General features: G+C 73.0%; 26 protein-coding genes. 4 read left to right on the top strand and 22 right to left on the bottom strand.

The window, feature by feature from the left end:
- Positions 1–3 precede the first annotated feature (3 nt).
- From resB to hemL, 7 genes are all read right to left on the bottom strand, one after another.
- Entirely contained in the window at positions 4–1,728 is a 1,725-nt protein-coding gene (resB, locus tag IW256_RS01905; RefSeq protein WP_197009294.1) for a cytochrome c biogenesis protein ResB, read from the bottom strand.
- Positions 1,729–1,730: 2 nt separating this feature from the next.
- Positions 1,731–2,471, bottom strand: a complete 741-nt coding sequence (locus tag IW256_RS01900; RefSeq protein WP_197009293.1) for a cytochrome c biogenesis CcdA family protein — start codon at positions 2,469–2,471, stop codon at positions 1,731–1,733.
- A 50-nt stretch (positions 2,472–2,521) separates the two neighbouring features.
- Positions 2,522–3,112, bottom strand: a complete 591-nt coding sequence (locus tag IW256_RS01895) for a TlpA family protein disulfide reductase (RefSeq protein ID WP_197009292.1) — start codon at positions 3,110–3,112, stop codon at positions 2,522–2,524.
- Positions 3,113–3,158: 46 nt separating this feature from the next.
- Complete coding sequence (locus tag IW256_RS01890) at positions 3,159–3,797, bottom strand: histidine phosphatase family protein (RefSeq protein WP_197009291.1); 639 nt, start codon at positions 3,795–3,797, stop codon at positions 3,159–3,161.
- A 71-nt stretch (positions 3,798–3,868) separates the two neighbouring features.
- Entirely contained in the window at positions 3,869–4,498 is a 630-nt protein-coding gene (locus IW256_RS01885; protein WP_197009290.1) for a hypothetical protein, read from the bottom strand.
- Positions 4,499–4,515: 17 nt separating this feature from the next.
- Positions 4,516–5,454 (bottom strand): LysR family transcriptional regulator, encoded by a 939-nt coding sequence (locus IW256_RS01880; RefSeq protein WP_197009289.1) that lies wholly within the window; start codon positions 5,452–5,454, stop codon positions 4,516–4,518.
- Positions 5,455–5,570: 116 nt separating this feature from the next.
- Positions 5,571–6,866 (bottom strand): glutamate-1-semialdehyde 2,1-aminomutase, encoded by a 1,296-nt coding sequence (gene hemL / locus IW256_RS01875; protein WP_197009288.1) that lies wholly within the window; start codon positions 6,864–6,866, stop codon positions 5,571–5,573.
- A gap of 147 nt (positions 6,867–7,013) precedes the next feature.
- Here hemL and IW256_RS01870 point away from each other — a divergent pair, with 147 nt between their 5' ends.
- On the top strand, positions 7,014–8,717 hold the full coding sequence (locus tag IW256_RS01870) for a serine/threonine-protein kinase (protein WP_197009287.1): 1,704 nt from the start codon (positions 7,014–7,016) through the stop codon (positions 8,715–8,717).
- 110 nt (positions 8,718–8,827) lie between these two features.
- Here the strand turns inward: IW256_RS01870 and IW256_RS01865 are convergent, their stop codons facing one another.
- The 8 genes from IW256_RS01865 to IW256_RS01830 form a co-directional block, all read right to left on the bottom strand.
- On the bottom strand, positions 8,828–9,490 hold the full coding sequence (locus IW256_RS01865; protein ID WP_420535439.1) for a bifunctional DNA primase/polymerase: 663 nt from the start codon (positions 9,488–9,490) through the stop codon (positions 8,828–8,830).
- Positions 9,491–9,721: 231 nt separating this feature from the next.
- Complete coding sequence (gene hemB, locus IW256_RS01860) at positions 9,722–10,708, bottom strand: porphobilinogen synthase (protein WP_197009286.1); 987 nt, start codon at positions 10,706–10,708, stop codon at positions 9,722–9,724.
- Between the two features lie 42 nt (positions 10,709–10,750).
- The gene (locus tag IW256_RS01855) at positions 10,751–12,313 is read right to left on the bottom strand and encodes a bifunctional uroporphyrinogen-III C-methyltransferase/uroporphyrinogen-III synthase (RefSeq protein WP_307829382.1); all 1,563 of its coding nucleotides are present in this window, start codon (positions 12,311–12,313) and stop codon (positions 10,751–10,753) included.
- An 89-nt stretch (positions 12,314–12,402) separates the two neighbouring features.
- Complete coding sequence (gene hemC, locus IW256_RS01850; protein ID WP_231404201.1) at positions 12,403–13,272, bottom strand: hydroxymethylbilane synthase; 870 nt, start codon at positions 13,270–13,272, stop codon at positions 12,403–12,405.
- 32 nt (positions 13,273–13,304) lie between these two features.
- Positions 13,305–14,744, bottom strand: coding sequence for a glutamyl-tRNA reductase (locus tag IW256_RS01845; protein WP_197009284.1), 1,440 nt, complete (start codon positions 14,742–14,744; stop codon positions 13,305–13,307).
- Between the two features lie 25 nt (positions 14,745–14,769).
- Positions 14,770–15,507: a redox-sensing transcriptional repressor Rex gene (locus tag IW256_RS01840; RefSeq protein WP_197009283.1), complete on the bottom strand. Its 738-nt coding sequence runs from the start codon at positions 15,505–15,507 to the stop codon at positions 14,770–14,772.
- A gap of 305 nt (positions 15,508–15,812) precedes the next feature.
- A complete protein-coding gene (locus IW256_RS01835; RefSeq protein ID WP_197009282.1) occupies positions 15,813–16,070 on the bottom strand; it encodes a glutaredoxin family protein in 258 nt (85 codons plus the stop codon).
- A 5-nt stretch (positions 16,071–16,075) separates the two neighbouring features.
- Positions 16,076–17,431, bottom strand: a complete 1,356-nt coding sequence (locus IW256_RS01830) for a putative quinol monooxygenase (RefSeq protein ID WP_197009281.1) — start codon at positions 17,429–17,431, stop codon at positions 16,076–16,078.
- Positions 17,432–17,606: 175 nt separating this feature from the next.
- Between IW256_RS01830 and IW256_RS01825 the strand changes: the two genes are divergently transcribed.
- Both IW256_RS01825 and IW256_RS01820 read left to right on the top strand, forming a co-directional pair.
- Positions 17,607–18,269: a sigma-70 family RNA polymerase sigma factor gene (locus IW256_RS01825; RefSeq protein ID WP_197009280.1), complete on the top strand. Its 663-nt coding sequence runs from the start codon at positions 17,607–17,609 to the stop codon at positions 18,267–18,269.
- Between the two features lie 299 nt (positions 18,270–18,568).
- Complete coding sequence (locus tag IW256_RS01820) at positions 18,569–19,441, top strand: HAD family hydrolase (RefSeq protein ID WP_197009279.1); 873 nt, start codon at positions 18,569–18,571, stop codon at positions 19,439–19,441.
- Between the two features lie 69 nt (positions 19,442–19,510).
- Here the strand turns inward: IW256_RS01820 and IW256_RS01815 are convergent, their stop codons facing one another.
- From IW256_RS01815 to IW256_RS01790, 6 genes are all read right to left on the bottom strand, one after another.
- Positions 19,511–20,440 (bottom strand): lysophospholipid acyltransferase family protein, encoded by a 930-nt coding sequence (locus IW256_RS01815; RefSeq protein ID WP_197009278.1) that lies wholly within the window; start codon positions 20,438–20,440, stop codon positions 19,511–19,513.
- Between the two features lie 25 nt (positions 20,441–20,465).
- Positions 20,466–21,482 carry an NAD-dependent epimerase/dehydratase family protein gene (locus IW256_RS01810; RefSeq protein ID WP_197009277.1) on the bottom strand — a complete coding sequence of 339 codons (1,017 nt, stop codon included), beginning with the start codon at positions 21,480–21,482 and terminating at the stop codon, positions 20,466–20,468.
- A gap of 47 nt (positions 21,483–21,529) precedes the next feature.
- The gene (locus IW256_RS01805) at positions 21,530–21,628 is read right to left on the bottom strand and encodes a 30S ribosomal protein bS22 (protein WP_018654693.1); all 99 of its coding nucleotides are present in this window, start codon (positions 21,626–21,628) and stop codon (positions 21,530–21,532) included.
- A 549-nt stretch (positions 21,629–22,177) separates the two neighbouring features.
- On the bottom strand, positions 22,178–22,381 hold the full coding sequence (locus IW256_RS01800; protein WP_197009276.1) for a helix-turn-helix domain-containing protein: 204 nt from the start codon (positions 22,379–22,381) through the stop codon (positions 22,178–22,180).
- A 347-nt stretch (positions 22,382–22,728) separates the two neighbouring features.
- The gene (locus IW256_RS01795; RefSeq protein ID WP_197009275.1) at positions 22,729–23,535 is read right to left on the bottom strand and encodes a phosphatase; all 807 of its coding nucleotides are present in this window, start codon (positions 23,533–23,535) and stop codon (positions 22,729–22,731) included.
- Complete coding sequence (locus IW256_RS01790; protein ID WP_197009274.1) at positions 23,532–24,749, bottom strand: acetoin utilization protein AcuC; 1,218 nt, start codon at positions 24,747–24,749, stop codon at positions 23,532–23,534. Before IW256_RS01790 ends, IW256_RS01795 begins: the two co-directional genes overlap by 4 nt.
- A 421-nt stretch (positions 24,750–25,170) precedes the next feature.
- On the opposite strand from IW256_RS01790, the gene IW256_RS01785 reads away from it, so the two are divergent.
- Positions 25,171–26,151 (top strand): alpha/beta hydrolase, encoded by a 981-nt coding sequence (locus IW256_RS01785; RefSeq protein ID WP_307828701.1) that lies wholly within the window; start codon positions 25,171–25,173, stop codon positions 26,149–26,151.
- A 23-nt stretch (positions 26,152–26,174) separates the two neighbouring features.
- Here IW256_RS01785 and IW256_RS01780 read toward each other — a convergent pair whose 3' ends face one another.
- Positions 26,175–26,657, bottom strand: a complete 483-nt coding sequence (locus tag IW256_RS01780; protein WP_197009272.1) for a hypothetical protein — start codon at positions 26,655–26,657, stop codon at positions 26,175–26,177.
- Between the last annotated feature and the right edge of the window lie 15 nt (positions 26,658–26,672).

The raw sequence follows: 26,672 nt of genomic DNA, 5'->3' as shown, positions 1-26,672 counted from the left end.
TCGTCACTCCTTAGTGTCGGTCGCCGACGCGGGATCTGGGTCGGCCTCGGACTGCCGCGCGGGCCGCTCACCGGTCCCGCGCTCCTCCGGGCCGCGCAGCGCGGCCACGATCTCCTCGAACTCCTGGGTCGGGTGCCCCAGCGTGAGCCCCCCGACCTCGACCACCGTACGCCCGCCCTCTCCGGCCCGCGCACGGACCCACACCCTGCGGCGCCGGACCATGAACGAGGCCACGATCCCGGCGATCGCCAGGACGGCCGCGATCAGCGCGGGCATCCGTCCGGGGTCGTGGTTGACCGACAGGCTGGTCCACTCGCGCAGCCCGTCGAAGGTGATGGATCCGGCGCCCTCGGGCAGCGACAGGGTCTCCCCCGGCTCCAGCAGCTTCTGGCCGCCCTTGACCGGCTGCAGCGTCTTGCCGATGCCGTCGAGCTTGTAGACCGACTGCGGGGTGCCCGAGTCGAGGCCGATGTCGCCCTTGAACGAGGAGATCGTCACCACCGGCCGGATCGGCGCGGGGAACGCGGAGACGATCTGCTTCTGGTCCTCGCTGGCCATCGCGGTCGGCCACAGGATGCCGTAGAAGGCCAGCTGCTCGGGCTCGGCGTCCGGGGCCTTGATGACGCCCTCGGAGGTGTAGTTGCGCTGCTCCATCGGCAGGAACGGCACCGAGTCCCGGAAGGCGACGTTCCCCTTGGCGTCGCGGACGGTGAACACCGGCGCGTATCCGTGCCCGAGCAGGTAGACCTTGGCGCCGCCCACGTCCAGCGGGTGGTTCACCCGCAGGTTGTACGGCTTCTCCTGCGACGTGGGCGTGTCCCGGTAGCGGAGCTTGGCCTGGAAGTCGGTCGCCTGGCCGCGCCGCTCGCCCTGGGTCTCGTACGTGGCGTTGAAGTCGTCCAGGGTCATCGAGAAGGGCGGGAGCCGGTCGCTGTCGAACTCCCGGCCCGGCATGAACTGGTCGTAGTACGACAGCGAGTTGGCGAACGGCTTGCCCTCGGTGAGCACCACGTTGCCGCGGTAGCCGAAGACGTTGCCCACCCCGAGCGCGAGCAGCAGGCCCAGCAGCGCGAGATGGAAGACCAGGTTGCCGGTCTCGCCCAGGTAGCCCTTCTCCGAGGCGATCGACGCCTCGCCCGCGTCCACCCGGAAGCGGCGTTTGCGCAGCACCTTCCGCGCCTCGGCCAGCACCTCGTCCGGTGCGGCGCCGGTCTCGTACGACGCCGACTGCGGCAGCCGGAGCAGGTTGCGCGGCGCCGCCGGGGGCCGCGCCCGCATCCCCCTGTAGTGCTGGAGCGCCCGCGGGATGACGCAGCCGGCCAGCGAGACGAACAGCAGGATGTAGATGGCCGCGAACCAGGGCGCGGCGAACACGTCGAACATCGACAGCCGGTCCAGCCAGGGAGCCAGCGTCGCGTGCTTCTCGAAGTACTCGGCGACCTTCTCGGGGGCCTGCCCGCGCTGCGGCAGGATCGATCCGGGGACCGCGCCCAGCGCCACCAGGAACAGCAGGATCAGCGCCGTCCGCATGGTGGTGAGCTGGCGCCAGCCCCAGCGCGCCCAGCCGACCGGGCCGAGCCCCTTGGGCCGCGGCACCTCCCGGGGAGGCCGCCGCTCGGCGGGCGCCCCGGTCGCGGCGCCGTCCGCGGCGGCCGCCGGGGTCTCGGCCCCGTTCCCGGTCTCGTCCGGGAGGCCGGTCTGGACGTCGGTGTCCGGCGTCTTCGCCATGTTCAAATCACCGTCTCGAAGCCGCTGATCCACGACTTCAGCTCGATGGTCAGGTCGTTCCAGAGCCCGGTCACCAGCAGCACGCCGATGGCGACGAGCATCCCCCCGCCGATCCGCATGACGAGGCCGTAGTGCCGCTTCACCGTGCCGAACGCGCCGAGCGCCCGCCGGTAGGCCAGCGCGGTGGCCACGAACGGCAGGCCCAGGCCGAGGCAGTACGCCAGCGACAGCAGCGCGCCCCGCGTGGCGCTCGCCTCGCTGAACGACAGCGCCTGCACCGCCGCCAGCGTGGGTCCGATGCACGGTGTCCAGCCGAGCCCGAACAGCATGCCCAGCAGCGGCGCCCCGGCCAGCCCGGCGGCGGGCAGCCGCCCCGCCTTCAGGGTGCGCTGGAGACCCGGCACGAACCCCATGAACGCCAGCCCGAACACGATGGTGGCCGCGCCCAGCACCCGGGTGATCGGGTCCTGGTACTCCAGCAGCCACCGGCCCAGCCCGCCGAAGGCCACCCCGGCCGTCACGAACACCACGGTGAAACCCGCGATGAACAGCGCCGCGCCCACCAGCAGCCGCCCGCGCCGCTGCTCGCCCAGGTCGGCACCGCTCATCCCGGTCACGTACGACAGGTAGCCCGGCACCAGCGGCAGCACGCACGGCGACACGAACGAGACGAGCCCGGCCAGGACCGCCAGCGGCGCCGCCACCAGCAGCGATCCGCTCGCGACCGCCTCCGCGACGTTCATGGGCCCGCCTCGCGGGCGTGCCCGGTGCCCTCGCTCGCGCCCATGCGGGGTCAGCGCTCCGCGAGGATCTTGTTGACCAGGGGGCTCAGCCTGGAGTACGTGGTCGCCCCGATGATCCGGACGGCGACGCGGCCCTGGCGGTCCAGGACCAGGGTGGTGGGGATGGCGTTGGGCGGCACGTCGCGGAAGGCGAGCGTGGTGCGGCCGTCGGCGTCGAAGAGGCTCGGGTAGGTGACCTTGAACCTGCGTTCGAAGGCCCGGGCGTTCTCCTTGCCGTCCTTGAAGGCGACGCCCACGAACTGGACGCCCTTGTCCTTGGTCTCGTCGTGGATCTGCTCCAGCGAGGGCGCCTCGCCGCGGCAGGGGGCGCACCAGGACGCCCAGAAGTTCACGACGACGACCTTGCCCTTGAAATCCGAGAGCGCGAGCGTCTTGTCGTCCACGGTCGCACCGCCGGCCTGGGGCGCGGCCTTGCGGTCGGCGGGCTTGATCTCCTGGGCGGAGCCGTCACCCGCGATGAAGCGGTTGTCGCTGCCGCCCGGACCGTTCTGCGTGGCGTCGGTGCCCGCGCAGCCGGCCAGCAGGGCGCACGCCGCCGCGAACCCGGCGACGGCGCGTACGGGAGACACTCGGGGGCTCAACCGGACCCTCCTACTACAAGACGTAGTACTCAATCTAGCGGCCGCTTCAGGCGCCCGCGACACTGGGCCCCTTGGCGATGCCGGCGGCCGGCTCGCAGTAGGCGACGTCGACCAGGCGACTGCCCTCGAAGGCCAGGCTGGTGACGCTGGCCAGCCCGCACTCCCGCTTGATCGGGTGGTGCCAGAGCCGGCGGCGCTCGGCGTGCAGCCGCAGGATCCAGATCGGCAGCTGGTGACTGACGCAGACCGCCTCGTGGCCGCGCGCCACGTCCCGGGCGCGGATGACGGCCGCCCGCATCCGGGCCGCGATCTCCCGGTACGGCTCGCCCCAGGACGGCCGGAACGGGTTGATCAGGTACCGCCAGTGCTCGGGACGGCGCAGCGAGCCCTTGCCCACCCCGAAGGTCATGCCCTCGAAATGGTTGTCGGCCTCCAGCAGCCCTTCGTCCACCGTCACCGGCAGGTCGAACGTGTCGGCCATCGGCGCGGCCGTCTCCACGGCCCGCTGCATCGGCGAGGAGAACAGCGCGGTGACGTCCCGTTCACTGAACCACCGGGCGGCCGCCTTGGCCATGAGGATCCCGTCCTCGCTCAGGCGGTAGCCCGGCAGCCGCCCGTAGAGGACGCCCTCGGGATTGTGCACCTCACCGTGCCGCAGCAGGTGAACGATCGTCTTGTCAGTCATGGCGTCGTCAGGGTACCCGCGTGCGTCCGTATGCCTGGCATGTCCGGCCGTTCCGGCCGGACGCCCTCGCCTCAGCGTTCCCATGCGAGCCGGTCCAGGAAGCCCCGCTCGTCGCGGGCGTACTCCGCGAAGGCGCGCCGTACCTCGCCGAGGTCGTCGACGTGGGTGCGGTAGAGGACGTTGCGGGGGCTGTCCTTGTATTCCAGCTCGTAGCCGCCCCGTTCCGGGGAGACCTGGATGAAGTGCCGCCCGAACAGCACGAGGGCGGCGAACGGGTTCCCGGCGGGCGACAGCCGTCCCAGGACGTCGTGGACCAGGCCGAGGTCGGGATCGGTGACGACCATGCCGTCCCCGGTGTGGAGCTGGGTCTCGGGGTGGACGGGTGTAGGCGCGAGGTTGTGGACGAGGCCGCGGCCGGGGTCGTGGCAGATGAGCCCGTGCGCCCTGGCGAGGGCGTACACCTCGGCCGAGATCGCGTCGGCGCGGTCGGGGGGCATCCGCACGACGGCGTGGCGGGAGCCGCCGGCGTCGGCGTCGGCCTCGATCTCGGCCTCGATCTCGGCGTCGGGGAACGCCTCGGCCGCGTCGCGGGCGAAGGCGGCCACGGCGGGATGCGGCGGGATCCCGCCGCGCTCGGTGGCCGCCGCCCGGGCCGCGGTGATCGGCTCGGGCTCGTACCAGACGGCCAGCTCGAACGACATGCGTCCAGGATCCCAGATCAGCGCGGGGCGTTCGGCGCGGCGCCCGCGAGGTGGGCCGGGACGGCGGGGACGGCCGCGCGGAGCGCCTCGACGGCGGCCCTGATGGCCGGGCGGCGGGCCGCCTCCTCGCGCCACACGGCGAAGATCCGGCGGGTGAGCGGCGATTTCAGCCGGACGATCCGCACCCCGTCGGGCACCTCGCAGCGGCCCATCCGCGGATAGATCACGTTGCCCATGCCGGCGGCGGCCAGGGCCAGCTGGCTGGGGATCTCGTCGGCGGTGTGGTCGATCCGCGGTTCGGCGTCGACGCCGCGCAGCGTGTGCAGGAGCCAGTCGCAGCAGACGCTTTCGGGCGGCGAGCTGATCCACGTGTCGTCGGCCAGTTCCTTGAGGTCGACCACCTCCCGGCCGGCCAGCGGGTGCCCGGCCGGGAGCGCGACATCGGCCACGTCGTCGCAGATCAGCCCCTTGCACAGCCCTTCGGCCGGGGGGAGCGGCTCGTTGTTCCAGTCCTGGACGACGGCCAGGTCCAGATCGCCGCGGGCGACCAGCGGCATGCTGCGCAGCGGGTCCTCCTCGCGCAACAGGACCCGCAGGCCGGGGTGGTCGGCGCGGAGCCGTCCCAGGGCCGACGGGACCAGGCCGCGGATCGCGGTGGCGAAGGCGGCCATCGACAGCTGGCCGACCACGGCGCCGCGGTGCGCCTCCAGGTCGGCCTGGGCCCGCTCGACCAGGGACAGGATGCGGTCGGCGTGCGCGACCAGCAGCTCGGCGGCGTCGGTCAGCTTCACCCCCCGGCCGTTGCGTTCGAGCAGCTTCTGGCCGGTCTCCCGCTCCAGCTTGGCGAGCTGCTGGGAGACGGCCGAGGTGGTCACGTGGAGGACGTCGGCGGCGGCGCTCACCGACCCGTAGGTCGCCACGGAGTGCAGGGCTCGCAGCCGTTCCAGATCCAGCATGTAAGCAACTCTAAATCGAAAAGCCGCCTTGTCTACATTGTCCTAAAACCGATGTGGGCGTCCCATCCGCGGGCCGCCGGGCCCGAGCCCGTGCCTGACGTGGGCACGGCGGGCCGTCAGGCTCCCGCCCGCGCGGCGGCGCGGGCGGCGTGGGGCAGGGTGTCGGCGACGCGCTCCAGGGCGGTCTGGTCGTGGGCCGCCGACAGGAACCAGACCTCGTACGCCGAAGGCGGCAGGTAGACCCCGCGCTCCAGGGCGGCGTGGAAGAACGCGGCGTACGCCTTGACGTCCTGCCGCTGGGCGGCGGCGAAGTCCCCGACCGGCTCGTCGGTGAAGAAGATCGAGAAGAGGTTGCCCGCGGTCTGCACCCGGTGCGGCACCCCCTCCTTGGCCAGCGCCTCGGACGCGGCCCCCGCGACCAGCGCCGCGGAACGGTCGATCGCCTCGTACACCTCGGCGGTGGCGTTGCGGAGGGTGGCCAGTCCGGCGGCGGTGGCCAGCGGGTTCCCCGAGAGCGTGCCCGCCTGGTAGACCGGGCCGGCGGGCGCCAGCCGGTCCATGATCTCGGCCCGGCCGCCGAACGCCGCGGCGGGCAGCCCGCCGCCCATCACCTTGCCGAAGGTCGTCAGGTCGCCGGCCACCTCCTCGATGCCGTACCAGCCGGACGCGGACGCGCGGAACCCGGTGAGGACCTCGTCGATGACCAGCAGCGCGCCGCTGCGCTCGCACAGCGACTTCAGCAGCCGGTTGAAGTCGGGCATCGGCGGCACCACGCCCATGTTGCAGGGGACGGCCTCGGTGATCACACAGGCGATGTCGTGGCCGTGCTCGGCGAAGGTCTGCTCGACGGCGGCGACGTCGTTGTAGGGCAGCACGATGGTGTCGGCGGTGGTCGCTCCGGTCACGCCGGGCGTGTCGGGGAGGGCGAGCGTGGCGACCCCGGAGCCGGCGGCGGCCAGCAGGGCGTCCACGTGCCCGTGGTAGCACCCGGCGAACTTCACGATCTTGGTACGGCCGGTGAAGCCGCGGGCCAGCCGGATCGCCGACATCGTCGCCTCGGTGCCGGAGCTGACCAGCCGCACCTTCTCGACCGGGGCGCGGGCGGTGATCTCCTCCGCCAGCTCGACCTCGCCCGGGGTCGGCGCGCCGTAGGACGTGCCGCGCAGGGCCGCCGCCTGGACCGCCTCGACCACGGCCGGGTGGGCGTGCCCGAGGATCATCGGGCCCCACGAGCAGATCAGGTCGACGTACTCGTTGCCGTCGGCGTCGACGAGGTACGGTCCCCGCCCCTCGGTGATGAACGGAGGCGTCCCGCCCACCGCGCGGAAGGCGCGGACCGGAGAGTTCACTCCGCCCGGAACGACCCGATTCGCCCTATCGAACAACTGCTGGGAGACTGCAGATTCGGTCACCCGCCCAGTCTCTCAGTTGCAGTTCGGCATCTGCTCTTGACCGTGGCGCTTAGCGGCCGATATCTCACCAAGTACACAAAAACCCACGGCGCCACCAGGGGCGCCGACGCGCACCGGCGCCGGCCGTATCGGAGGGAAGGCTCGCTCGTGGTTGACGGCTGGACGGTACCGGGCTTCACCCACGTCCAGGAGCTGGGCGGCGGCGCCTGCGGTCGGGTGATGCTCGCCCTCGACGACCTCACCCAGACCAAGGTCGCGATCAAATACCTCGATCCGAGGCTGAACGGCGACGAGGCGTTCCTGTCGCGCTACCGCGGCGTGGCTCGACGCCTCTCCCAGCTTGAGGACCCCAACGTGGTCGACTTCTACGAACTCGTGGAGTCGCCCCAGGGGACCGCCATCGTGATGGAACGCGTCGAGGGCTTCGGCCTGCGGCGCATGATCGCCACACAGGGGCCGACCGGGCCGCTGGCGGCACTGGCGATCATCAGCGGCACGCTGCTCGGGCTGGCCGCGGCCCACGCCAAGGACATCGTCCACGGGACCCTGCGCCCGTCGGAGATCCTGATCGACGAGGACGGCAACTGCCGCCTGGTCGACTTCGCCCTGGCCAGCGCGGGCACCGAGGCGCAGACCGCGCCGGCGTACGCGGCGCCCGAGCTGTGGGGCGGTGCCCCGCCCGGCATCGCCACCGACCTCTACGCCGCCACGGCGATCTTCTACGAATGCCTGACCGGGCGGCCCCCGTTCACCGGGCGCAGCCAGTCGGCGATCGCCAAGGCGCACCGCGAGGCGCCGACCCCCGTGGAGGAGGTCCCCGGACCCCTGCGCGACCTCATCGCGCAGGGACTGGCCAAGGACCCGGCCGACCGGCCCGGGTCGGCGGCCGACTTCCTCGGGGCCGTCGAGGACGCCGCGGTGGCCGCGTACGGTCCCGCGTGGCTGGCGCAGGGCCGCGGGCGCCTCACCGAGCTGGCGGCGGAGACCGCTCGGCAGCCGGAGCCCGCGCCGTCCAAGGGCAGGGCCGCGGTCCCCAAGCCGGCGCCGCCCGGCCCCGCCAAGACCGGCGGGGGCGGCCGGGGCCGCGTCCTGGCCGCCGCGCTGGCCGTGCTGGTCATCGCCGGCGGTACGGCCGGCGGTGTGCTGCTGCTCGGAGGCAAGGACGACGACCCGCCGGTGGGGCCCGCCATGAGCGGCACCCCCGAACCGGCCCCGCCGCCCACGCCGTCCGACCCGGCCGCCGCCACCCTGCTCGGGAAGATCGAGCAGGCGACCGGGCAGGCCCCGGGCGCCTCGTTCGTCTACCGGCGGACCGGTGGCGGCGCCGCCACCGCCCGCGGGACGTTCACGCTGGTGCCCAACGGCTCGCCGTCGTACAGCATGTCGGTCTCGGGCAGCGGCGACACCCGCCGCTCCACCCGGGCCGTGATCGTCGGCGACACGGCGTACGTGATGGCGGGCAAGACGTGGCGCTCGGCCCCGGCCAACGGCCAGGCCCCGGGTTACCCGACCCTGGTCGCCCAGGCGCGCTGGGCGAGCTCGGTCGGCAACGTCACGGCCCTGCTGCGCGCGAGCACCGCGTTCGAGCAGCAGGGGCAGATCTACAAGGGGACGGCCGCGATGGACCGGCTGACCGCCGACCAGTCGGTCGGGGCGCTCTACGGCCACCTCTCCGGGGCGACCGGGGCCCAGCAGGTCGCGTTCGCCCTCAAGCTGGACCGCGCGGGACGTCCCGCGCACCTGTGGTTCCGGGCGCAGGGCGCCGACAAGGCCCGCGCGCAGGTCATCCAGGCCACCTACTCGGCATGGGGCCGCAAGGCCGCCATCGCCGCGCCCAGCGCCCCACGCTGAGATCCGGCACAAGGGGACGGGCACTCACGCCGAAGGCCCTCCAGAGACGCGTCAGCGCTTCTGGAGGGCCTTCGAGGTTCGTGGGGCGTGCCCGTCTCGGCGTCGCGGGTCTATCCGGCGGCCTCACAGCTGTCGGAGAGGACCTCCAGGAGCCGCAGCGGGTCGGGCAGGGGCAGATCGTCGGGCGGGCGGACCCACGTCACCGTACGGCCGCTGGGGAGCACCGAGGGCGGGGCCAGCACGTAGCTGTCGCGGCAGTGCCAGCGCATCCCGGGGGTCTCGGTGACCGTCTCGGGCGAGGTGTCCAGATGGCAGGACCACCATTCGTCCTCGTCCACCGGGGCGCCCCGGGTCGCCACGAAGAACAGGTACCGCTCGCCGCCCACGGACGCGACCGGGCCGGCCGGCAGCCCCTCCCGCCCGATCCGCTCCAGCGCGAACTCGCCCGCCGCGGCGGGGATGTCGAAGACGTCGAAGACCCGGCCGGTCGGCAGGATGATGTTGGCGTCCGGGCGCTTGGCCCACCACAGCGCGACCTTGTCGGCCTCGGCGCTGGCATGGAGGGCCCAGGCGCCCGACACCGGGTGCGCGGCCGGATCGGGGCAGCCCAGCCGGTCGCACGAGCACGCCCGGTCGCCGACCGCGGCGGGGTGCGCGCCCGGCGTGCAGGGCCAGCCCTGCTCGGCGTACGCCCGCGCCGCCGAGGCCATCCGTTCCCTGGCCGCCCGCTCCCGGGCCGCCCGTTCCCGTTTACCGCCCGAGACCGCCAGCATCGTCGCCCCCTCTGCGTTCACGCCCAGGTCGAAAGCAGCTCCTTGATAACGATGATGCCGCCGGGCCGGGAGCCCGGACACGGCGCCCTGGGTAAAACGATCCCAATTGACTACCCGCACGTGATCCACGGCAATTGATCACCTGGGTCCCGGGGCCCAGGTGAAAGGCCCAGTGGAAGTGCACGCCGCGCAATTCGGCGGACGGATTCCCCTTACCGCCCGGCCGAGGGCTCAGCGGGCCAGCGCGCGCGCGACCTCGGCCGCCCAGTAGGTGAGGACGATGTCGGCCCCGGCCCGGCGGATCGCGACCAGCGACTCCATGATCGTGCGGTCCCGGTCGAGCCAGCCGTTGGCGGCGGCGGCCTCGATCATCGCGTACTCGCCGCTGACCTGGTACGCCGCGACCGGCACCTGGACGGTGTCGCGGACCCGGCGGACGACGTCCAGGTAGGGCCCCGCGGGCTTGACCATGACCATGTCCGCGCCCTCGTCCAGGTCCAGCAGGACCTCGCGCAGGGACTCGTCGGCGTTGGCCGGGTCCTGCTGGTGCGTGGAACGGTCACCGAACCGCGGCGCGCACTCGGCGGCGTCGCGGAACGGGCCGTAGTAGGCCGAGGAGTACTTGGCCGAGTAGGCCAGGATCGCCACGTCGTGGTACCCGGCCCCGTCCAGCGCCGACCGGATCGCGCCGACCTGGCCGTCCATCATCCCGCTGGGCGCGACCACCGCCGCGCCCGCCGACGCCTGCGCGAGCGCGATGGAGGCGTAGCGCTCCAGCGTCGCGTCGTTGTCGATCTCCCCGGCGGGGGTGAGGATGCCGCAGTGCCCGTGGTCGGTGAACTCGTCCAGGCACAGATCGCTCATGATCACGGTGGCGTCGCCGAGGTCGGCGCTCAGGTCGCGCAGCGCGGTCTGCACCACCCCGTCCGGGGCGTCGGCGCCCGACCCGGTGCCGTCCTTGACCGCGGGCACCCCGAACAGGATCAGCCCGCCGACCCCTGCCTCGACCGCCTCGTGCGCGGCCTTGCGCAGGCTCTCGCGGGTGTGCTGGACGACGCCCGGCATGGACGGGATCGGGCTCGGCTCGCCGAGACCCTCCTTGACGAACATCGGCAGCACCAGGTCGGCCGGGGCGAGCCGGGTCTGGGCGACCATCCGGCGCAGCGCGGGCGTGCGCCGCAGGCGGCGGGGCCGGGCCACGGGGAACTCAGCAGGCATGATCCTTCTTTCCGGGCCGCCGCGGCGGGCGGCGTCAGCGGCTCACTTGCGGCGGCGGGCGCCCCGTCGCATCTGGCTGGGCTTGCGCAGCGGATCGCCCGCCTCGACCTGCGCGGCGCGGCGCCGGGCACCGAACTCGGCCAGCGCCTCGGCCAGCGCGGACACCGACGGCCGGTCGCAGACCACGTCCACCCGCAGCCCGCGCTCCTCGGCGGTCTTGGCGGTCTGCGGCCCGATGCAGGCGATCACCGTCACGTTGTGCGGCTTGCCGGCGATCCCGATCAGGTTCTTCACCGTGGAGGACGAGGTGAACAGCACGGCGTCGAACCCGCCGCCCTTGATCGCCTCGCGGATCGGGGCGGGCGGCGGGGCGGCCCGCACCGTCCGGTACGCGGTGACGTCCTCGCACTCCCAACCGAGATCGGTCAGCCCGGCGATGAGGGTGTCGGTGGCGATGTCGGCGCGCGGCAGCAGCACCCGGTTGATCGGGTCCAGGTCCTCGTCGTAGGGCGGCCAGACCTCCACCAGGCCCTCGCTGGACTGCTGCCCCGAGGGCACCAGGTCGGGCTGGACGCCGAACTCCACCAGCGCCTGCGCCGTCTGCTCACCGACCGCGGCGACCTTGAGCCCGGCGAACGCGCGGGCGTCCAGGCCGTAGTCGGAGAACTTCTCGCGGACGGCCTTGACCGCGTTGACGGAGGTGAAGACCACCCACTCGTACCGCCCGGTGACCAGGCCCTTGACGGCGCGTTCCATCTGCTGCGGGGTGCGCGGCGGCTCCACCGAGATGGTGGGCACCTCCTCGGGCACCGCGCCGTACCCGCGCAGCTGCTCCGACAGCGACGCGGCCTGCTCCTTGGTCCGCGGCACCAGGACCCGCCAGCCGAACAGCGGCTTGTTCTCGAACCACGACAGCCGGTCGCGCCACGTGACCACGTCCCCGACGATGATCATCGCCGGGGCCTCCATGCCCTTGGTGTCGGCGGCCAGCCGCTGCAGCGTGGAGACCACGGTCTCCTGCTCGGTGGTCGTGCCGAGGCAGGTCATCGCGGCCGGCGTGGAAGCGGGACGGCCCACCGCCATCAGGCCCTTGGCGACCTCCGCCACGGTGTGCTCCGCGCCCAGGATCACCAGCGTGGCCTCCGGCGAGGAGAACCGTTCCCAGTCGACCCCGCCCTCGGAGGTGTCGATGATCCGGACCTCGCGGTGCCTGGCGTCGGTCAGCGGGATGCCCGCGTACCCCGGGACCCCGGTCACCGCGGACACGCCGGGCACCACCTCGAACGGGATGCCCGCCTTCTGCAGCGCCCCGCCTTCGGCGGCCAGCGCGCACGCCAGGCCGGGGTCGCCCTGGAACAGCCGGACGACGTTCCGCCCCGCCTTGGCGGCACGCGCGGTGAGCTTGCCGGGGTCGCCCTCGGCGGTGTCCAGGACCTCGGCGTCCGGACGGCAGTGCTTCAGGATCTCGGGGTGGCAGGACGCGCGGGCGACGACGACGGTGTCGGCGCGCCCCAGCACCTCCGCGGCGCGCAGCGTGAGCAGCCCGGGGTCGCCCGGGCCCATGCCGACGAGGGTGACCGCGCCGACCCCGGGCGGCGTCCCCACGAACTTCTGGTCGGTCTCCGGGGCGGACCCGGCGGCGGGGACACCGGTGTCGCCCGCCGCGCCGCCGCGCGGAGTCTGCTTAGCGGGGCTCAATGTCGCTCCCCCATCAACTGGTCGGCCCCCCTGGCGAGCAGCTCGGCCGCGAGATCGCGTCCGATCCGCTCCGCCTGACCGGGGTGGCCGCTTGCGGACAGCCGTATCTGCCGGCTCCCGTCGTAGGCGACGACGGCGGCGGTCAGATGCAGCTTCTGTTCTACTTCGGCAGCGTATGCTCCCACGGGCGCCGAACAGCCCGCCTCCAGCACCGCCAGCACCGTGCGTTCGGCGGTGACGGCCGCCCTGGTGGCGGAGTCGTCGACCGTTCCCAGCAGCTCCAGGAGATCGGCCCGGTCGGCCCTGCACTCCAGCGCCAGCGCGCCCTGGCCGGGCGCGGGCAGCATCTGGTCGGCCTCGAAGACCTCCGACACCTCGTCCCGGCGCCCGATCCGGCCCAGCCCCGCGTACGCCAGCACCACGGCGTCCAGCTCACCATCGGTGACCTTGCGCAGCCGGGTGTCGGCGTTCCCGCGGATCGGGACGACCTCCAGGTCGGGACGCAGCGCCTTCAGCTGGGCCACCCGGCGCGGCGAACCCGTGCCCACCCGGGCCCCGCGCGGCAGGTCGGCCAGCTTCGCGGGCCCGCACAGGGCGTCCCGCGGGTCGTCGCGGACCGGCGTCGCGGCCAGCGCGATCCCCTCCGCGGCACCGGTCGGCAGGTCCTTCAGCGAGTGCACCGCGAAGTCCACCTCGCCCGACAGCAGCCGGTCGCGCAGCGCGCTGACGAAGACCCCGGTGCCCCCCATCTGCGCGAGCAGGGCCTTGGACACGTCACCCTCGGTCGTTACCCCGACCAGCTCGACGGCACGCCCCGTACGGCGCGTCAGCTCGTCGGCCACCAGCTGCGACTGCGTCATGGCCATCAGGCTCTTACGCGTCCCCAGCCTCAGTGCGGTCACAGCTCGGCTCCCCTGCTCTCTCCAGGCCCGCCGTCCGCGCCGCCCGGAGGCGACGACAAGTCAGCCCCTCGCTGGGGGGACGACCCCCCAGGACCCCCCGGCAAGACCTCGCCGACACTCGTCGCTGCGCTCCTCATGTCGGCGACAGCAACAGCCTCCGGGGCCTTCGGGTCGAGGTCGAAGAGCTCGCGCAGGGCGTCGGCGTAGGTGTCGCCGCCGGGTGCCAGGGCCAGTTCCTTGACCCGTACGGTCGGTGCGTGCAGCAGCTTGTCCACGACGCGGCGGACGGTGTGGGTGATCTCCTTGCGGGCCCGGTCGTCCAGGTCGGGCAGCCGGCCGGTCAGCCGGGCCAGCTCCGCCTCCACGACGTCGGCCGCCTTGCTGCGCAGCGCCACCACGGTGGGCGCGACGGCGGCGGCGCGGGCCGCGCCGAGGAAGACCGCCACCTCGTCGCACACGATCCGGCGGACGGCCTCGATCGCCTCCGGCCCGATGGCCTCGGCGGCCTCCTGGGCGGTGCGCAGGTCGTCCAGCCCGGCCAGCGCGACCCCGGGCAGCCGCCGTACGGCCGGGTCGACGTCGTGCGGCAGCGCGAGGTCCAGGAAGAACCGGCGCCGGCCGTCGCTCCCGACGCCCTGGGCGACCAGCCGGTCGGCGCTGATCATCAGGCCGTTCGCGCCGATGCACGAGACGACCAGGTCGGCCGCGGCCAGCTCGGCGTCCGCCTCGGCCAGCTCGACGGCCCGGGCGGGCGTGGGCACGGACCCGGCCAGCCGCTCGGCGCGCTCGAAGGTGCGGTTGGCCACCACGATCTCGCGGGCCCCGGCCCGGCTCAGCGTGGCCACCGCCAGGCCGCTCATCGACCCGGCGCCCATGACCAGCGCGCGGACGCCGTCGAGCGGGCCCAGGTGGGCGGCCGCCACGTCCAGGCCCACGCTCACCAGCGAGGCACCGGCCTTGTCGATGCCGGTCTCGTGATGGGCGCGCTTCCCCACCCGCAGCGCCTGCTGCAGGACGTCGTGCAGCTCGCGGCCGAGGGTGCCGTGCTCCTGGGCGAGCCGGAACGCCTGGCGGATCTGGCCGAGGATCTGCCCCTCGCCGACGACCATGGAGTCGAGCCCGCAGGCCACCGAGAAGGCGTGCTGGATCGCCCGGTCCTCGTAGTGGACGTACAGGTACCGGGACAGATCGTCGAGCGGGATCCCCGAATGCAGCGACAGCAGCTCGGAGATGCCGGACACGCCGCCGTGGAACTTGTCGACCACGGCGTAGACCTCGACCCTGTTGCAGGTCGACACGATCGCCGCCTCACCGACGTGGGCGTGGTCGTGCACCTCGTTCAGCAGCTTCGCCAGGCCGTCCCCGGTGACCGCCGTGCGCTCCAGCACGGCCACCGGGGCGCTCCGATGGCTGAGCCCCACCACCAAGACGCTCATCGCACGCATTCCCGTCCGCATGCCGTCATGCCTCTACCGCCTCTACGTACTGCGTCGCGCCGGGAGGCCCGTCACCGGCCAGCCGGTCGTAGTCGCCCGGCCCGCCGGCCTTGCGCTGTTCGTGGAACGCGAGGATCTGCAGCTCGATGGACAGGTCGACCTTGCGCACGTCCACGCCGTCGGGCACCGAGAGGACCACCGGCGCGAAGTTGAGCACGCTCGTCACTCCCGCGGCGACCACCCGGTCGCACACGCCCTGGGCGGCGCCCGCGGGGGTGGCGATCACGGCGATGGACACACCGCGTTCGGCGATGAGGTCCTCCAGCCGGTCGACGTTCTCCACGGTCATTCCCGAGATCTCCTGGCCGACGATCGCCTCGTCGGCGTCCAGCAGCCCTGCCACGCGGAAGCCGCGGGAGGCGAACCCTCCATAGCCGGCCAATGCCCGGCCCAGGTTACCCACCCCGATGATGGCGACCACCCAATCCTGGGTCAGCCCGAGTTCCCGGGAGATCTGGTACACCAGGTACTCGACCTCATACCCGACCCCTCGCGTGCCATACGAGCCGAGATGGGACAGGTCCTTGCGCAGTTTCGCGGAGTTGACCCCGGCGGCGGCGGCGAGCTCCTCGGACGACACGGTGGCCACTCCCCGCTCCTGCAGGCTGTGCAGGGCGCGCAGATAGACCGGCAACCGCGCCACGGTGGCCTCTGGAATGCCACGGTCGGCGCGGTCACGGCTGCGGTTCTGTCGAGGTGTCACGGCCTGCTCTTCGGGGGCTCGACGCTAGGAGCGGGGCCCGAGAACCCCTCACCCCGGTCCGTCCGTGGCCGAACCTCGATGGCCTCGGTCCGGGCCCTCAGGGGCTACCCCTCAGGTTAAGGGCTTGTGAACACGAGCACTATGTCGACCCCCGTCCAGCGATCAGGCCCGGTCAACGGCCGGAACGGAGAAATGCCAGGCCACCAGGCCTTATATCGCATTTCCGGGAGGCCGCACCGCCACGGCACCCGGGCCGCCGGTGTGACCTACCTGACATTCCGGGCATCTACCGGAACCTGCGCGGGTCAGGCGGGCTCGCGCAGCCGGGCGACGGCGGCGCGCAGCCGTCCCTCGTCCACCCGCCAGAAATCGTGCTGGACCCCGTTGATCATCGTGACCGGGATCTGTTCCCAGTAAAGGCGGGTGTCCTCCTCCGACCGGGTGATGTCGCGTTCCTCCCAGCGGACGCCGAGGTCGGCCGCGACCCGCTCGATCACCGCCCGGGCGTCCTCGCACAGATGGCAGCCCGGCTTGCCGTACAGCGTGATCAGGATGTCGTCCATGGCGCTCACCGGCCCGGCCGCTCCGGCGCGGCGTGCGCGCCGCGGCCCGGGGGCCGCTGCGGCGGCGGGGGCTTCTGGAGCGGCGGACCCGCCGGGCCGGCCGGGACCGGCGGCAGCTTGGCCGCCCCGAGGGTCAGCTCGATCACGTTGGTCGCGATCACGTGCGTGCGCGACTCGGCCACGAACCGCTGCAGGTGCGGCTGCCGCCGGTGCGCCGCGAAGGCCGCCTCGTCCCGGAACAGCTGGTAGAAGATCCGCTGGGTGGGCGCGTTGACCACCTCGTGGCAGGCGAAGATCACCGTGCCCGGCTCGGCGGCACGGGCCGCCTGGACCAGTTCCTCGGCCTGCCGGTCGAAGGCCGCCTCGCGCCCGTCCAGCAGCGTGTAGACCGTGATCTGGCCGCAGGCCGCGGACAGGTCCGCGGCGCCCGGCGCCCCCGGCGGGGCTCCCGGGACCGGGGCGGGCGACGGGCCGGGGATCGCGCCCCGCAGATCGTCCAGCGCGGTGGTCGCGGCGGGCTGGTCGGGGAACCGCCCGGCCGGCTCCTCCACCGGCGCCTGGTCGGGGAAGCGCAGCTCGCCGCGCTTGCCGCGGCGGCCCGGACGCGGCTCGGGCTCCGGCGGAGCCGGGTAGCCCTGCTCCTCGTAGCCGGTCGCGGGCTCGTCGGCGTAACCGTCCTCGTCGTAGCCCTCGTCGCCCTCGTACACCGGGAGGGTGCGCATGGCGCCGTACCAGACCAGTCCGGCCGCGCCGCCGAGCGCGATCACCGCCAGCGGGCCGGGCAGGAAGCCGCGGGTGCCGCTCACGATCAGCACGCCGGCCAGCCCGACCAGCGCGATCGGGATGAGCAGCTCGGCGGCCTCACGGTCCTGCTTGCCGGCCAGCAGCGCGGTCACCACCAGGCACGCCACCAGGGCGATGACGGCCACCACGTGGGCGCCGTCGATGAGCAGCAGCGGCAGCGCGTCATAGGTCTGGCCGGGCTTGGGCAGCTTCTTGGTGAACGACCCCTTCGTGGGGTCGACCATGAGGATGACCATCGCGACCACCGTGTAGGAGATCGCGAAGAGCCAGGCGCCGAAGCGCACCTGCACGTACCGGGCGATCAGTTCGATCATGCCCAGGGCCAGCCACATCGGGCCCAGCAGAGCCGCACCCAGCTCCATGACCCGGAACAGCGGGCCGTTGAAGCCGATGAGGAAACCCAGCGCCATCGACACCAGCGCCAGCGACAGCCCGACCTGCGTCAGCGACCACGCGATCAGGTAGAGCAGCCGGTCCTTGGAGGCGCGCTGAACCAGCAACCCGGTGGCCAGTAAGGCACCCAGGGTCGCCAGCAGCGCGAGAAGAGCTTCGACCATCGCGCCCCATGGTGCCCGATGCGGGACGGAGAAGGGTAACCGCTCCCCGATGAAAGGCGTCCAGAATTTTCACCGGCTCCCCACGAGTACGTGGAAACCACCATTGCCCGGCGCGCCTGCCAGTACCTACAGTGGCAGTCCCGCCGGAGGTCGCGCACGCCCCGAGGAGAACTGCATGAGCAGCCTGACCCTCGACGCACGAGCGGCGGCGCTCTCCCGTCCGGCGCGGGTCAGACCCGGCGGGACCGGTGTACGGGCCGGCGCGGCGCGCCGGGAGGCGGAGCGGGACGAGGCGCTCAAGGACCTGGTGCTGCGCGCCCGGGACGGGGACGCCGAGGCGTTCGGCGGGCTCTACGACCACTACGTCGACCTGGTCTACCGCTACGTCTACTACCGGGTCGGCGCCCATCCCCTCGCCGAGGACCTCACCAGCGAGACGTTCCTGCGCGCGCTCCGCCGGATGCCCGCCTTCAACTGGCAGGGCAAGGACTTCGGGGCCTGGCTGGTCACGATCGCCCGCAACCTGGTCGCCGACCACTTCAAGTCCGGCCGCTACCGCCTGGAGATCTGCACCGCCGAACTGCTGGAGGCCGGCCGCCCCCAGGAGGGCCCCGAGCAGGCGGTCCTGGACGCGATGACCAACCGGACGCTGCTGGAGGCGGTCCGCCGGCTCGGCTCCGACCAGCAGGAATGCGTGGTCCTGCGCTTCCTGCACGGCCTCTCGGTCGCCGAGACCGCGCTGATCATGGGCAGGAAGACCGGCGCGATCAAGGCGCTCCAGTACCGCGCCGTGCGGGCGCTGGCACGGTCGCTCCAGGACGATCCGCGGCTCGCCTGACCCGCGCCCCGGCCCACCCGCCGCTTTCGGCCTACCGGCCCGTAACCACACCCGCCGCCCCTCGTTGTGGGAGCGAGACCGCATTCGCATGGGGGGCTGCCATGAGGACGAGGCGGGGCAAGGCCGCGGTGAGCGCAGGCTCGCTGGAGCGGCTGAGGACGGGCGGGGCCGGACCGGATCCGGCCTTCCGCGCCGGGCTGCGTGAACGGCTGGTGACCGTGGCCATGGAACGCAGTGAGGACACTCGCAATTCAGGACGAACAGGGGGTCCCGGCAAGCCGGTTGACTAGGCTCTGGTCATGCGGCGATTGTGGCAGCGCGCCAGAAACGAAGATCATGTAAGCGCGGGGAAGGTGGCCGCCGAGGCTGCGGCCGAGACGAACCCGCTGCCCGAGCCCGATCCGACGGCCGCGGCGTTCTTCGACGTCGACAACACGATGATGCGCGGCGCGTCGATCTACTACTTCGCCCGCGGGCTCGCCGCGCGCAAGCTCTTCACCATGCGCGACCTGGCGATGTTCGCCTGGGGGCAGACGCTGTTCAGGCTGCGCGGCTCCGAGAACGCCGACCACATCCACAGCGCCCGCGAGGCCGCGCTCACCTTCGTCGCCGGGCAGAAGGTGTCCAGCCTGGTCCACCTGAGCGAGGAGATCTACGACGAGATGATGGCCGACCGGATCTGGAACGGCACCCGGTCCCTGGCCTTCCAGCATCTCGACTCCGGGCAGCAGGTCTGGCTGGTCACCGCCACGCCGATCGAGGTCGCCCGGACCATCGCCCGCCGGCTGGGCCTCACCGGCGCGCTCGGCACCGTCGCCGAGACCCGCGACGGCGTCTACACCGGCCGCCTGGTCGGCAACCTGCTGCACGGCCCCGCCAAGGCCGAGGCCGTCCGGGCCCTGGCCGAACGGGAGGGGCTCGACCTGAGCCGCTGCTCGGCCTACAGCGACTCGATCAACGACCTCCCCATGCTGACCGCCGTCGGCCACCCCAACGCCGTCAACCCCGACTCCGAGCTGCGGGAACACGCCAAGGCGAACGACTGGCCGATCCACGACTTCCGCACCGGCCGCAAGGTCACGATGGTCGCCCTCCCCGCCGCCGCCGGCGCGGGCGCCCTCGCCGGCGGCGTGGCCGCCGGCATCGCCCTCCGCAAGCACTATCGTGCTTGATTGCCTCGCCTCCGCTCGGCGGCGACCGGGCGCTTACCCGCTCGCACTGATCGCGAGCGAGCGGCGGGGTCAGAGGAAGGCGGGGCCCCGGCGCAGGAGCGTGTCGTAGAGCATCTGCTGGACGACCTCGCGGACGTGGTCGGTCAGGTTGAAGACCGTCATCGGGTCGTCGGCCGCCTCGGCGTCGTAGTCGTCCAGGGGCATCGGCTCGCCGAGCTGGATCATCCACTTGGAGGGCAGCGGGACCAGCCCGGCCGGGCCCAGCAGGGGGAAGGTCGGGGTGACCGGGAAGTAGGGCAGGCCGAGCAGCCGGGCCAGCGGCTGGAGATCGGCGATCTTGGGGTAGATCTCCTCGGCGCCCACGATCGCGCACGGGATGATGGGCACGCCCGCGCGCAGGGCGGTGCCGACGAAGCCGCCGCGGCCGAAGCGCTGGAGCCGGTACCGCTCGGTGAACGGCTTGCCGACCCCCTTGAAGCCCTCCGGGAAGACTCCGACGAGTTCGCCCTTCTCCAGGAGGCGTTCGGCGTCGGCGGGGCAGGCCAGGGTGTGGCCCGCCTTGCGGGACAGATGGCCCAGCAGCGGCACCTGGTAGATCAGGTCGGCGCCGAGCAGGCGCAGGTCGCGGTGCGCGTGGTCGTGCATGGCGACCGCGAGCATGATGCCGTCGAAGGGCACCGTCCCCGAGTGGTTGGCGACGATGAGGGCGCCGCCCTCGGCGGGGAGGTTCTCCAGCCCGAGCAGCTCCACGCGGAACCAGTGCTCGTACAGGGCCCGGGCCAGGGGCAGCAGCACCGTGCTGTTGAACTCGGCGTCGAAGCCGAACTCGTCGACCTCGTAGTCGCCCGCCAGGCGGCGGCGCAGGAAGGCCAGGCCGGACGCGAGCCTGCGTTCCAGGGGGGACGGCTCGGGCTCGGGGGCGGGCCGCGCCGCGTTCAGCGGGATGACCCGCGCGCCGCCGTCCTCTCCCTCGAAACGCTCCCGGTGGTGCGCGTTCATCAGGTGAGCCTCCGGTCGGTCCGTTTCAGCCGCGGCCCAGGGCCGCGGCGAGCCGGTCGATGAGCTGGAGCGGAGCACCGCGGCCCAGTCCCTGCGTCGAGACGAAATCCGCGAACGCGGCCTCGGTGGAGTACTTGGGCCGCCAGGACAGCTCCGCCTCCAGCCGACCGGTGTCGATGACCCGGCCGTAGGTGAGCCAGCGCAGCAGCTCCGGCGAGAACCCCGACAGCCCGGCGAACCGCCGCCCGGCGTCGCCCATCACCGACATCGAGGGGGCCGGCATGGGCACGTACGGCCGCCCCGCCCGGCGGAGGGCCTGCGAGAGCAGCAGCACGCCGTCGCCCGCGACGTTGAACGTGCCGGGATGCCGCTCCACCGTCATCCGGCGCAGCACCTCGATCCCGTCGTCCTCGTGCACGAACTGGAGCCGGGGATCGAAGCCCAGCACCGTCGGGACGACGGGCAGCCGCAGGTACCGGGTCAGCGGCGAGTCGACCCCCGGGCCCAGGAAGTTGGCGAAGCGCAGCACCGACACCGTCAGGTCCGAGCGGCGCCGCAGCAGCCCGCGCACGTAGCCCTCGACCTCGACCGCGTCCTTGGCGTAACCGGACGTGGGGGCCTCGACGGGCTCGTCGGTCTCGGTGAACACCGCCGGGTCCATCGGCGAGGACCCGTAGACGGCGGCCGAGGACCGCACCACGAGCTTGCGCATGTCCGGCGACCGCTGGCACGCGGCCAGCAGCTGCATGGTCCCGATGACGTTGAATTCCTTCGCCTTCGCCCGGGGGGCCGACGGGGAGGTCACCATGTTCAGGTGGACCACCGTGTCGACCTCGGCCGAGGAGATGATCTTCGCGATGCTCGGGGTGCGGATGTCGACGCGCACGAACTCGGTGCGTCCGAGCGGCGCCGTGGGCGGGACGGTGTCCACGCCGATGACCCGTTCGATGCCCGGGTCGGCCTGAAGGGTGTTCGCGACCCGGGCCCCCAGGAAACGGGAGACACCCGTGACGAGGACGACACGGGCCGCAGCGGAGGGCATAGAGGACACTGTGCGCTCCACCCCTTACGGCTGTGTGGCCGGCGTGCTTACTTCTTGTTGCGCCGCTGGATGCGCGTCTTCTTCAGCAGCTTGCGGTGCTTCTTCTTGGCCATCCGCTTGCGACGCTTCTTGATGACAGAGCCCACGGGACCTCGCTCGGCGTATCGGGTGTCGACAGGAGGCGGCCGCGCCCTCCGGCGAGCATGGCTCGACCGGCACGCACGGGCCGAGGCCCAAGCGTACCGCTGCACCGGTCGCGGTCTGGCCGCCGGTCACCGGCCACGCCACCGGCGGAACCGCGGAACGGCCGCGCGGCGCCCTCGTCACGATCGTCGGACGAGCGCGTGTCGCCGCCGCGGGACGCGCTCCGGCAAGGCATGATGGACGCCCGCCGGCGGCGGGCACCCGAGCCTGGAGCACCCGGCGTGTCATGACGCACCGCCCCGTACCGGGAACGGCGCGCACGCCGGCCGCCCCGCCGCGGGCAGCACCCTTCCCGGCGCCCAGGGCGCCCGGGACATCGGAGATGCCCCCGGCTCCCCGGACACCGCATCCGGCTGCCCGACGGCCGCCGACCGGTCCTCGTCCTGTCGTCTTCCCCAGCCCGCGCGGATCACGCTCCGCGCGGTCGCCCCCTGCACGTCCGGAACCGGAGTGTTCGGCGAGGTCATGGGTCATGACCTCGCCCTACCCCGTTATCCGGCTTCGATGAACGCTTCGCGCAGATAGTCGTGGACGGCCTGCTCGGGAACCCGGAACGACCTGCCCACCCTGATGGCGGGCAGCTCGCCCGAGTGGACGAGGCGGTAGACGGTCATCTTGGACACCCGCATCACCGAGGCCACTTCGGCCACGGTCAGGAACCTGACCTCGCTCAGAGGTCGCTCGCCTGAGCTCATCGGACGCCCTCTTCCACACGTGCCGCGCACCGGCCCTTCGGGTGACTTTGATCACGCACGTGTTCTTCCCCCAGCGTAAATCGTGTATCGGTAGTCGCAAGAGGGGAGTTCCACCCATTTGCGTATCTCGACCTGTCTCGAGGGCCACACAATGCTTTCGCACGGAGTGTGGGCACCTTCGCACCGGCCGTAGCGGCACCACCGATCGTCAACCTGGACCGCCCCATGACCTGCGGCTCACGCGCGCTCCGGGGTCGCGTCCGGACACCTCCGCCCCGGCACGGACGTTGCGTAACTTTGAGTGACGCGCCGGGGCCGCCCCGGACGGCCCAACGGGAGGGAAGGGGTCAGCCGAGCCCGGCCCGCCGGAGAAGGTAGGCGGTCATCGGCGCGTAATGGTGCGGCGATATCCCGTCGTCCAGGGGCACCACGACCTCGATCTTGCCCTCGGCCGCGCCGGCGAACAGGGCGGGGTCGTTACAGTCCGCGAACCCGACGGAGTCGATCCCGGCCTCGCCGGCCGCGCCGGCCCAGCCATGGTCGGCGATGGCCAGATCCGGCCAATCGCCCGATTCTGCTGCGAGCTCCTCCAGCATCGCCTCCATGGGGGCGGCGTCATGGGTGTGCCGGGTGCGCCCGTCGTCGCTCTCCAGCATCGCCACCCCGTGCGGCGCGTAGACGAGCCGCCTCCGCTCGGGAGCGGAGTAGGAGACCTCGACCTCGTACGCCCATCCCGCGGCGGGCGTCAGGATGCGGCAGCCGGCCGCGCGCAGCGCCTCCGCCACCGCCTGGTACACCGGCGTCAGCGTCGACGGGTGCCCGGTGGCCAGCACCACCGCCTCGCGCCGCGTGGCCGCGCGCCCGATCCGGTCGCCCATCGCCTCCAGCGCGTCGAGGGTCAGCTCGGGGTCGATCGTGTCGTCGCCGTACAGGTGCGCCGGGTCGGGATCGACGCCGCAGCGCTCGACCATGACCTCCAGCACGTCCCGCTCGGTCCACGACCGCTTGAGGTCCAGCCCGAACAGGTAGTACGGGTTGCCCGCCGCCATCCGCCGGTAGTGCAGCAGGTTGTTCTGGCGGGGCGTGGCCACGTCCCCCGAGATCATCGTCCGGACCAGGTGCTCGCGCAGCGCCGCCCGGTCGGGCGCCGTCACAGGTCCGTCAGCGGATCCAGGCCGTGTTCGGGGAACACCGCCCGTCTGGTCGCCAGCACCGCCTGGTCCACCGGGCTCGCCGGATCGTAGCCGTTCCCCCACCCCGCAACCTCCACCACGTCGGTCCCATCGGTCATCCGGCGCGGCGCGATCTCGTCGGTCCGCCTCCGTACGAACTCCCGCCACGTCTCGGGCGTGGCGGTGCCCGGCGCGATCGAGCGTCCGGCGGCCTCGGCCAGCAGGTGGGTCCACGCGCGCGGCACCACCTGCACCAGCTCGTAGCCCCCGCCGCCCGTGACCAGCCACCGGCCGCCCGCCAGCTCGTGCGCCAGCCGGTGCAGCGCCGCGTACGCCGTCCGCTGCCCGTCCACGCTGAGGATCAGGTGCGCCAGCGGGTCGAGCGCGTGGCTGTCGCAGCCGTGCTGGGTCACCAGCACCTGCGGCCGGAACGACTCCAGCAGCCGGGGCACCACCGCGTCGAAGGCGCGCAGCCAGGCGGCGTCGCCGGTGCCGGGCGGGAGCGCGACGTTCACCGCGGTGCCCTCGGCGCCCGGCCCGCCGGTCTCGCCGGGGAAACCGGTGCCGGGGAACAGCGTCCGCGGCGTCTCGTGCAGGCTGATCGTCAGTACCCGCGGGTCGTCGTAGAAGGCCGCCTGCACGCCGTCGCCGTGATGGACGTCGATGTCGACGTAGGCCACCCGCTCGGCGCCGTTGGCCAGCAGCCAGGCGATCGCGATCGCCGGGTCGTTGTAGACGCAGAACCCGCTGGCCGCCTCGGGGAGCGCGTGGTGCAGGCCGCCGGAGATGTTGGCGGCGTGCTCGGCCTCGCCCGACCACACCGCCCGGGCCCCGGCGACCGACGCCCCGGCCACCAGGGCGGACGCGTCGTGCATGCCCGGGAACACGGGGTTGTCAGTACTGCCGAGCCCGTACCGCGGCTCGGGCAGGCCGGTGGCGCCCACGTGCTTCACGGCCGCGATGTAGGCGTCGTCGTGGACGAGCCCCAGCAGCTTGTCGTCGGCGGCCGGGAACTCCTCGACCCGCACGTTGGGCTGGTCGAGCAGGCCGTACTCGCGGGCCAGGGCCATCGTCAGCTCGACCCGCACGGGGTTCATGGGGTGGCCGGGGCCGAAGTCGTAGGAGATGAGCCGGTCGTCCCAGAAGATCGTGAGCCCGCAGCCATCGGCGGGCGCGGGGGACGGGACGCTGCTCATGGCCCTCACGCTACCGTTCCCCCCTCACCCCGGCCGCGTGGCCTGGGTCACACTCGGCCGCGGGCGGGCGAGGGGGTGCGCTTGGGGTACGCGAGGAAGTTGCCAGGTGAACTATCGACCAAAAATGGGCATTCAGCTAACACACCGGAAACAGAAGCGGGGGGCAGGGATGAAGACCGCAGACGAGACGGCCGCACCCGACGACGCCCCGCAGGGCCCGGTGGCCCCGGAGGCACCGGATGCATCGGATGCATCAGAGGCATCAGAGGCATCAGAGGCATCAGAGGCACCGAAAGCTTCGAAGGCCCGGGAAATCCCGGAAGTCCCGGCGGCCCCGGGCGCCACGGCGGAGGACGGTGCCGCGTACGACCGCGACCCCAGTGTCCGGAGCAGGGCCATCTCCACGGCCATCCGGCTCGGCGTGCGCCCGTTCCTCCACCGGGTTCCGGGCCATCCGGTGGGCGTCCGCACCGCCCGGTCGACCGTGGACGTCGCCTCCATGCTGGTACGCCCCAGCCAGGGCGTACGGGTGCGGCAGGTGGTCGATCCGCAGGTGGAGAGCGGACGATCCCGGCGGTCCGTACGGGGCGAATGGCTCGTGACCCGGGATGGTGGGGAGCGGCCCTCCGCTGGGGCCGTCCTTTACCTGCACGGGGGCGGGTACGTGGTCTGCTCGCCCCGCACCCACCGGCCGATCACCTCCCGGCTGGCGCTCGACACCGGACTCCCGGTCTTCGCGCCCCGCTACCGGCTGGCGCCCGAGCACCCCTTCCCGGCCCCGCTGGAGGACGCCCTGGCCGCGTACCGCTGGCTGCTGGACCGCGGCGTCCCCGCCTCCGGCATCGTCATCGCCGGGGACTCGGCGGGCGGGCACCTGGCCGCGTCGCTGACCGGCGAGATCTGCCGGACGGGGCTGCCGCGACCGGCCGGCACCGTCCTGTACTCCCCCTGGATCGACCTGACCTGCGAGCTGTCCATCGAGGCGCAGCGGCTGGCCCGCGACCCGTACATCAGTGCCCGCTCGGCACGGCGGGTGGCACGGCTCGTGGTGGGCGCGGCCGGGTTCGAGGACCCGCGGCTGGCCCTGCTCACCTCCCCCTGGGCCGACACTCCCCCGTTCCTGATCCAGGTGGGCGGGGACGAGGTGCTGCGGGCCGAGGGGGAGGCGTTCGCCGAGGCGCTGGGCGCGGCCGGGAACCGGTGCGAGCTCCAGGTGTGGAAGGGCCAGATGCACGTCTTCCAGATGCTCAACCGCGTCCTGCCCGAGGCGAGCGCGGCGATGGACGAGACCCGTCGCTTCGTCCGCTCGGTCGTGGGCGGCGCCACCCCGGCCGCCGGCACCGCCACCGGTACCGCCACCGGCACCGGCACCGGCACCGGTACCGGCACCGAGGCCGCTTGACGGCGGGGTGAGGGGTTCGCGCGTCAGCCGCGCCGTTCCGGGAGCGGGCCTCCGGCCGGCCCCTCCGCCCGGCCTTCGCCGTTCGGCCGGTCTCCGGCGTCCGCCGGAGCGGCGCCCGGCCGCGACCGGCGCGCGATCATCAGCCCGGCCAGTGCGGCGAGGGCGGCCACGCCCTCCCCGACGGCGCTGACGGTCTTCTCCCCGTACCAGACCGGCTCGTACATGTCGGGCAGCGGTCCGAGCGCGCCCACGTCGACGAAGTAGTACAGCACCACGGCGCCGAACGCGCTGGCCGCCACCAGGAACGCCACGGCGTAGGTCCACCACCGGGCCCACGCCAGGATCAGCAGCCCGGCCAGCGCCGCGACCACCGCCTGCGCGCGGAAGAGGGCGTCACCGCCGATGCCACCGCCCTCCACGTAGGCCATGTCGGGCGCGAAGACCCAGTGGACGTAGGCGTCGGCGGCCAGACCGGCCGCCACGAGCACGCGCAGCAGGATTCCCATACCTACTACACGGCC

It is taken from the genome of Actinomadura viridis (genome assembly GCF_015751755.1).
In the GTDB taxonomy this organism is placed as follows: domain Bacteria; phylum Actinomycetota; class Actinomycetes; order Streptosporangiales; family Streptosporangiaceae; genus Spirillospora; species Spirillospora viridis.
This window is presented reverse-complemented; position numbering and strand designations above follow the sequence as displayed.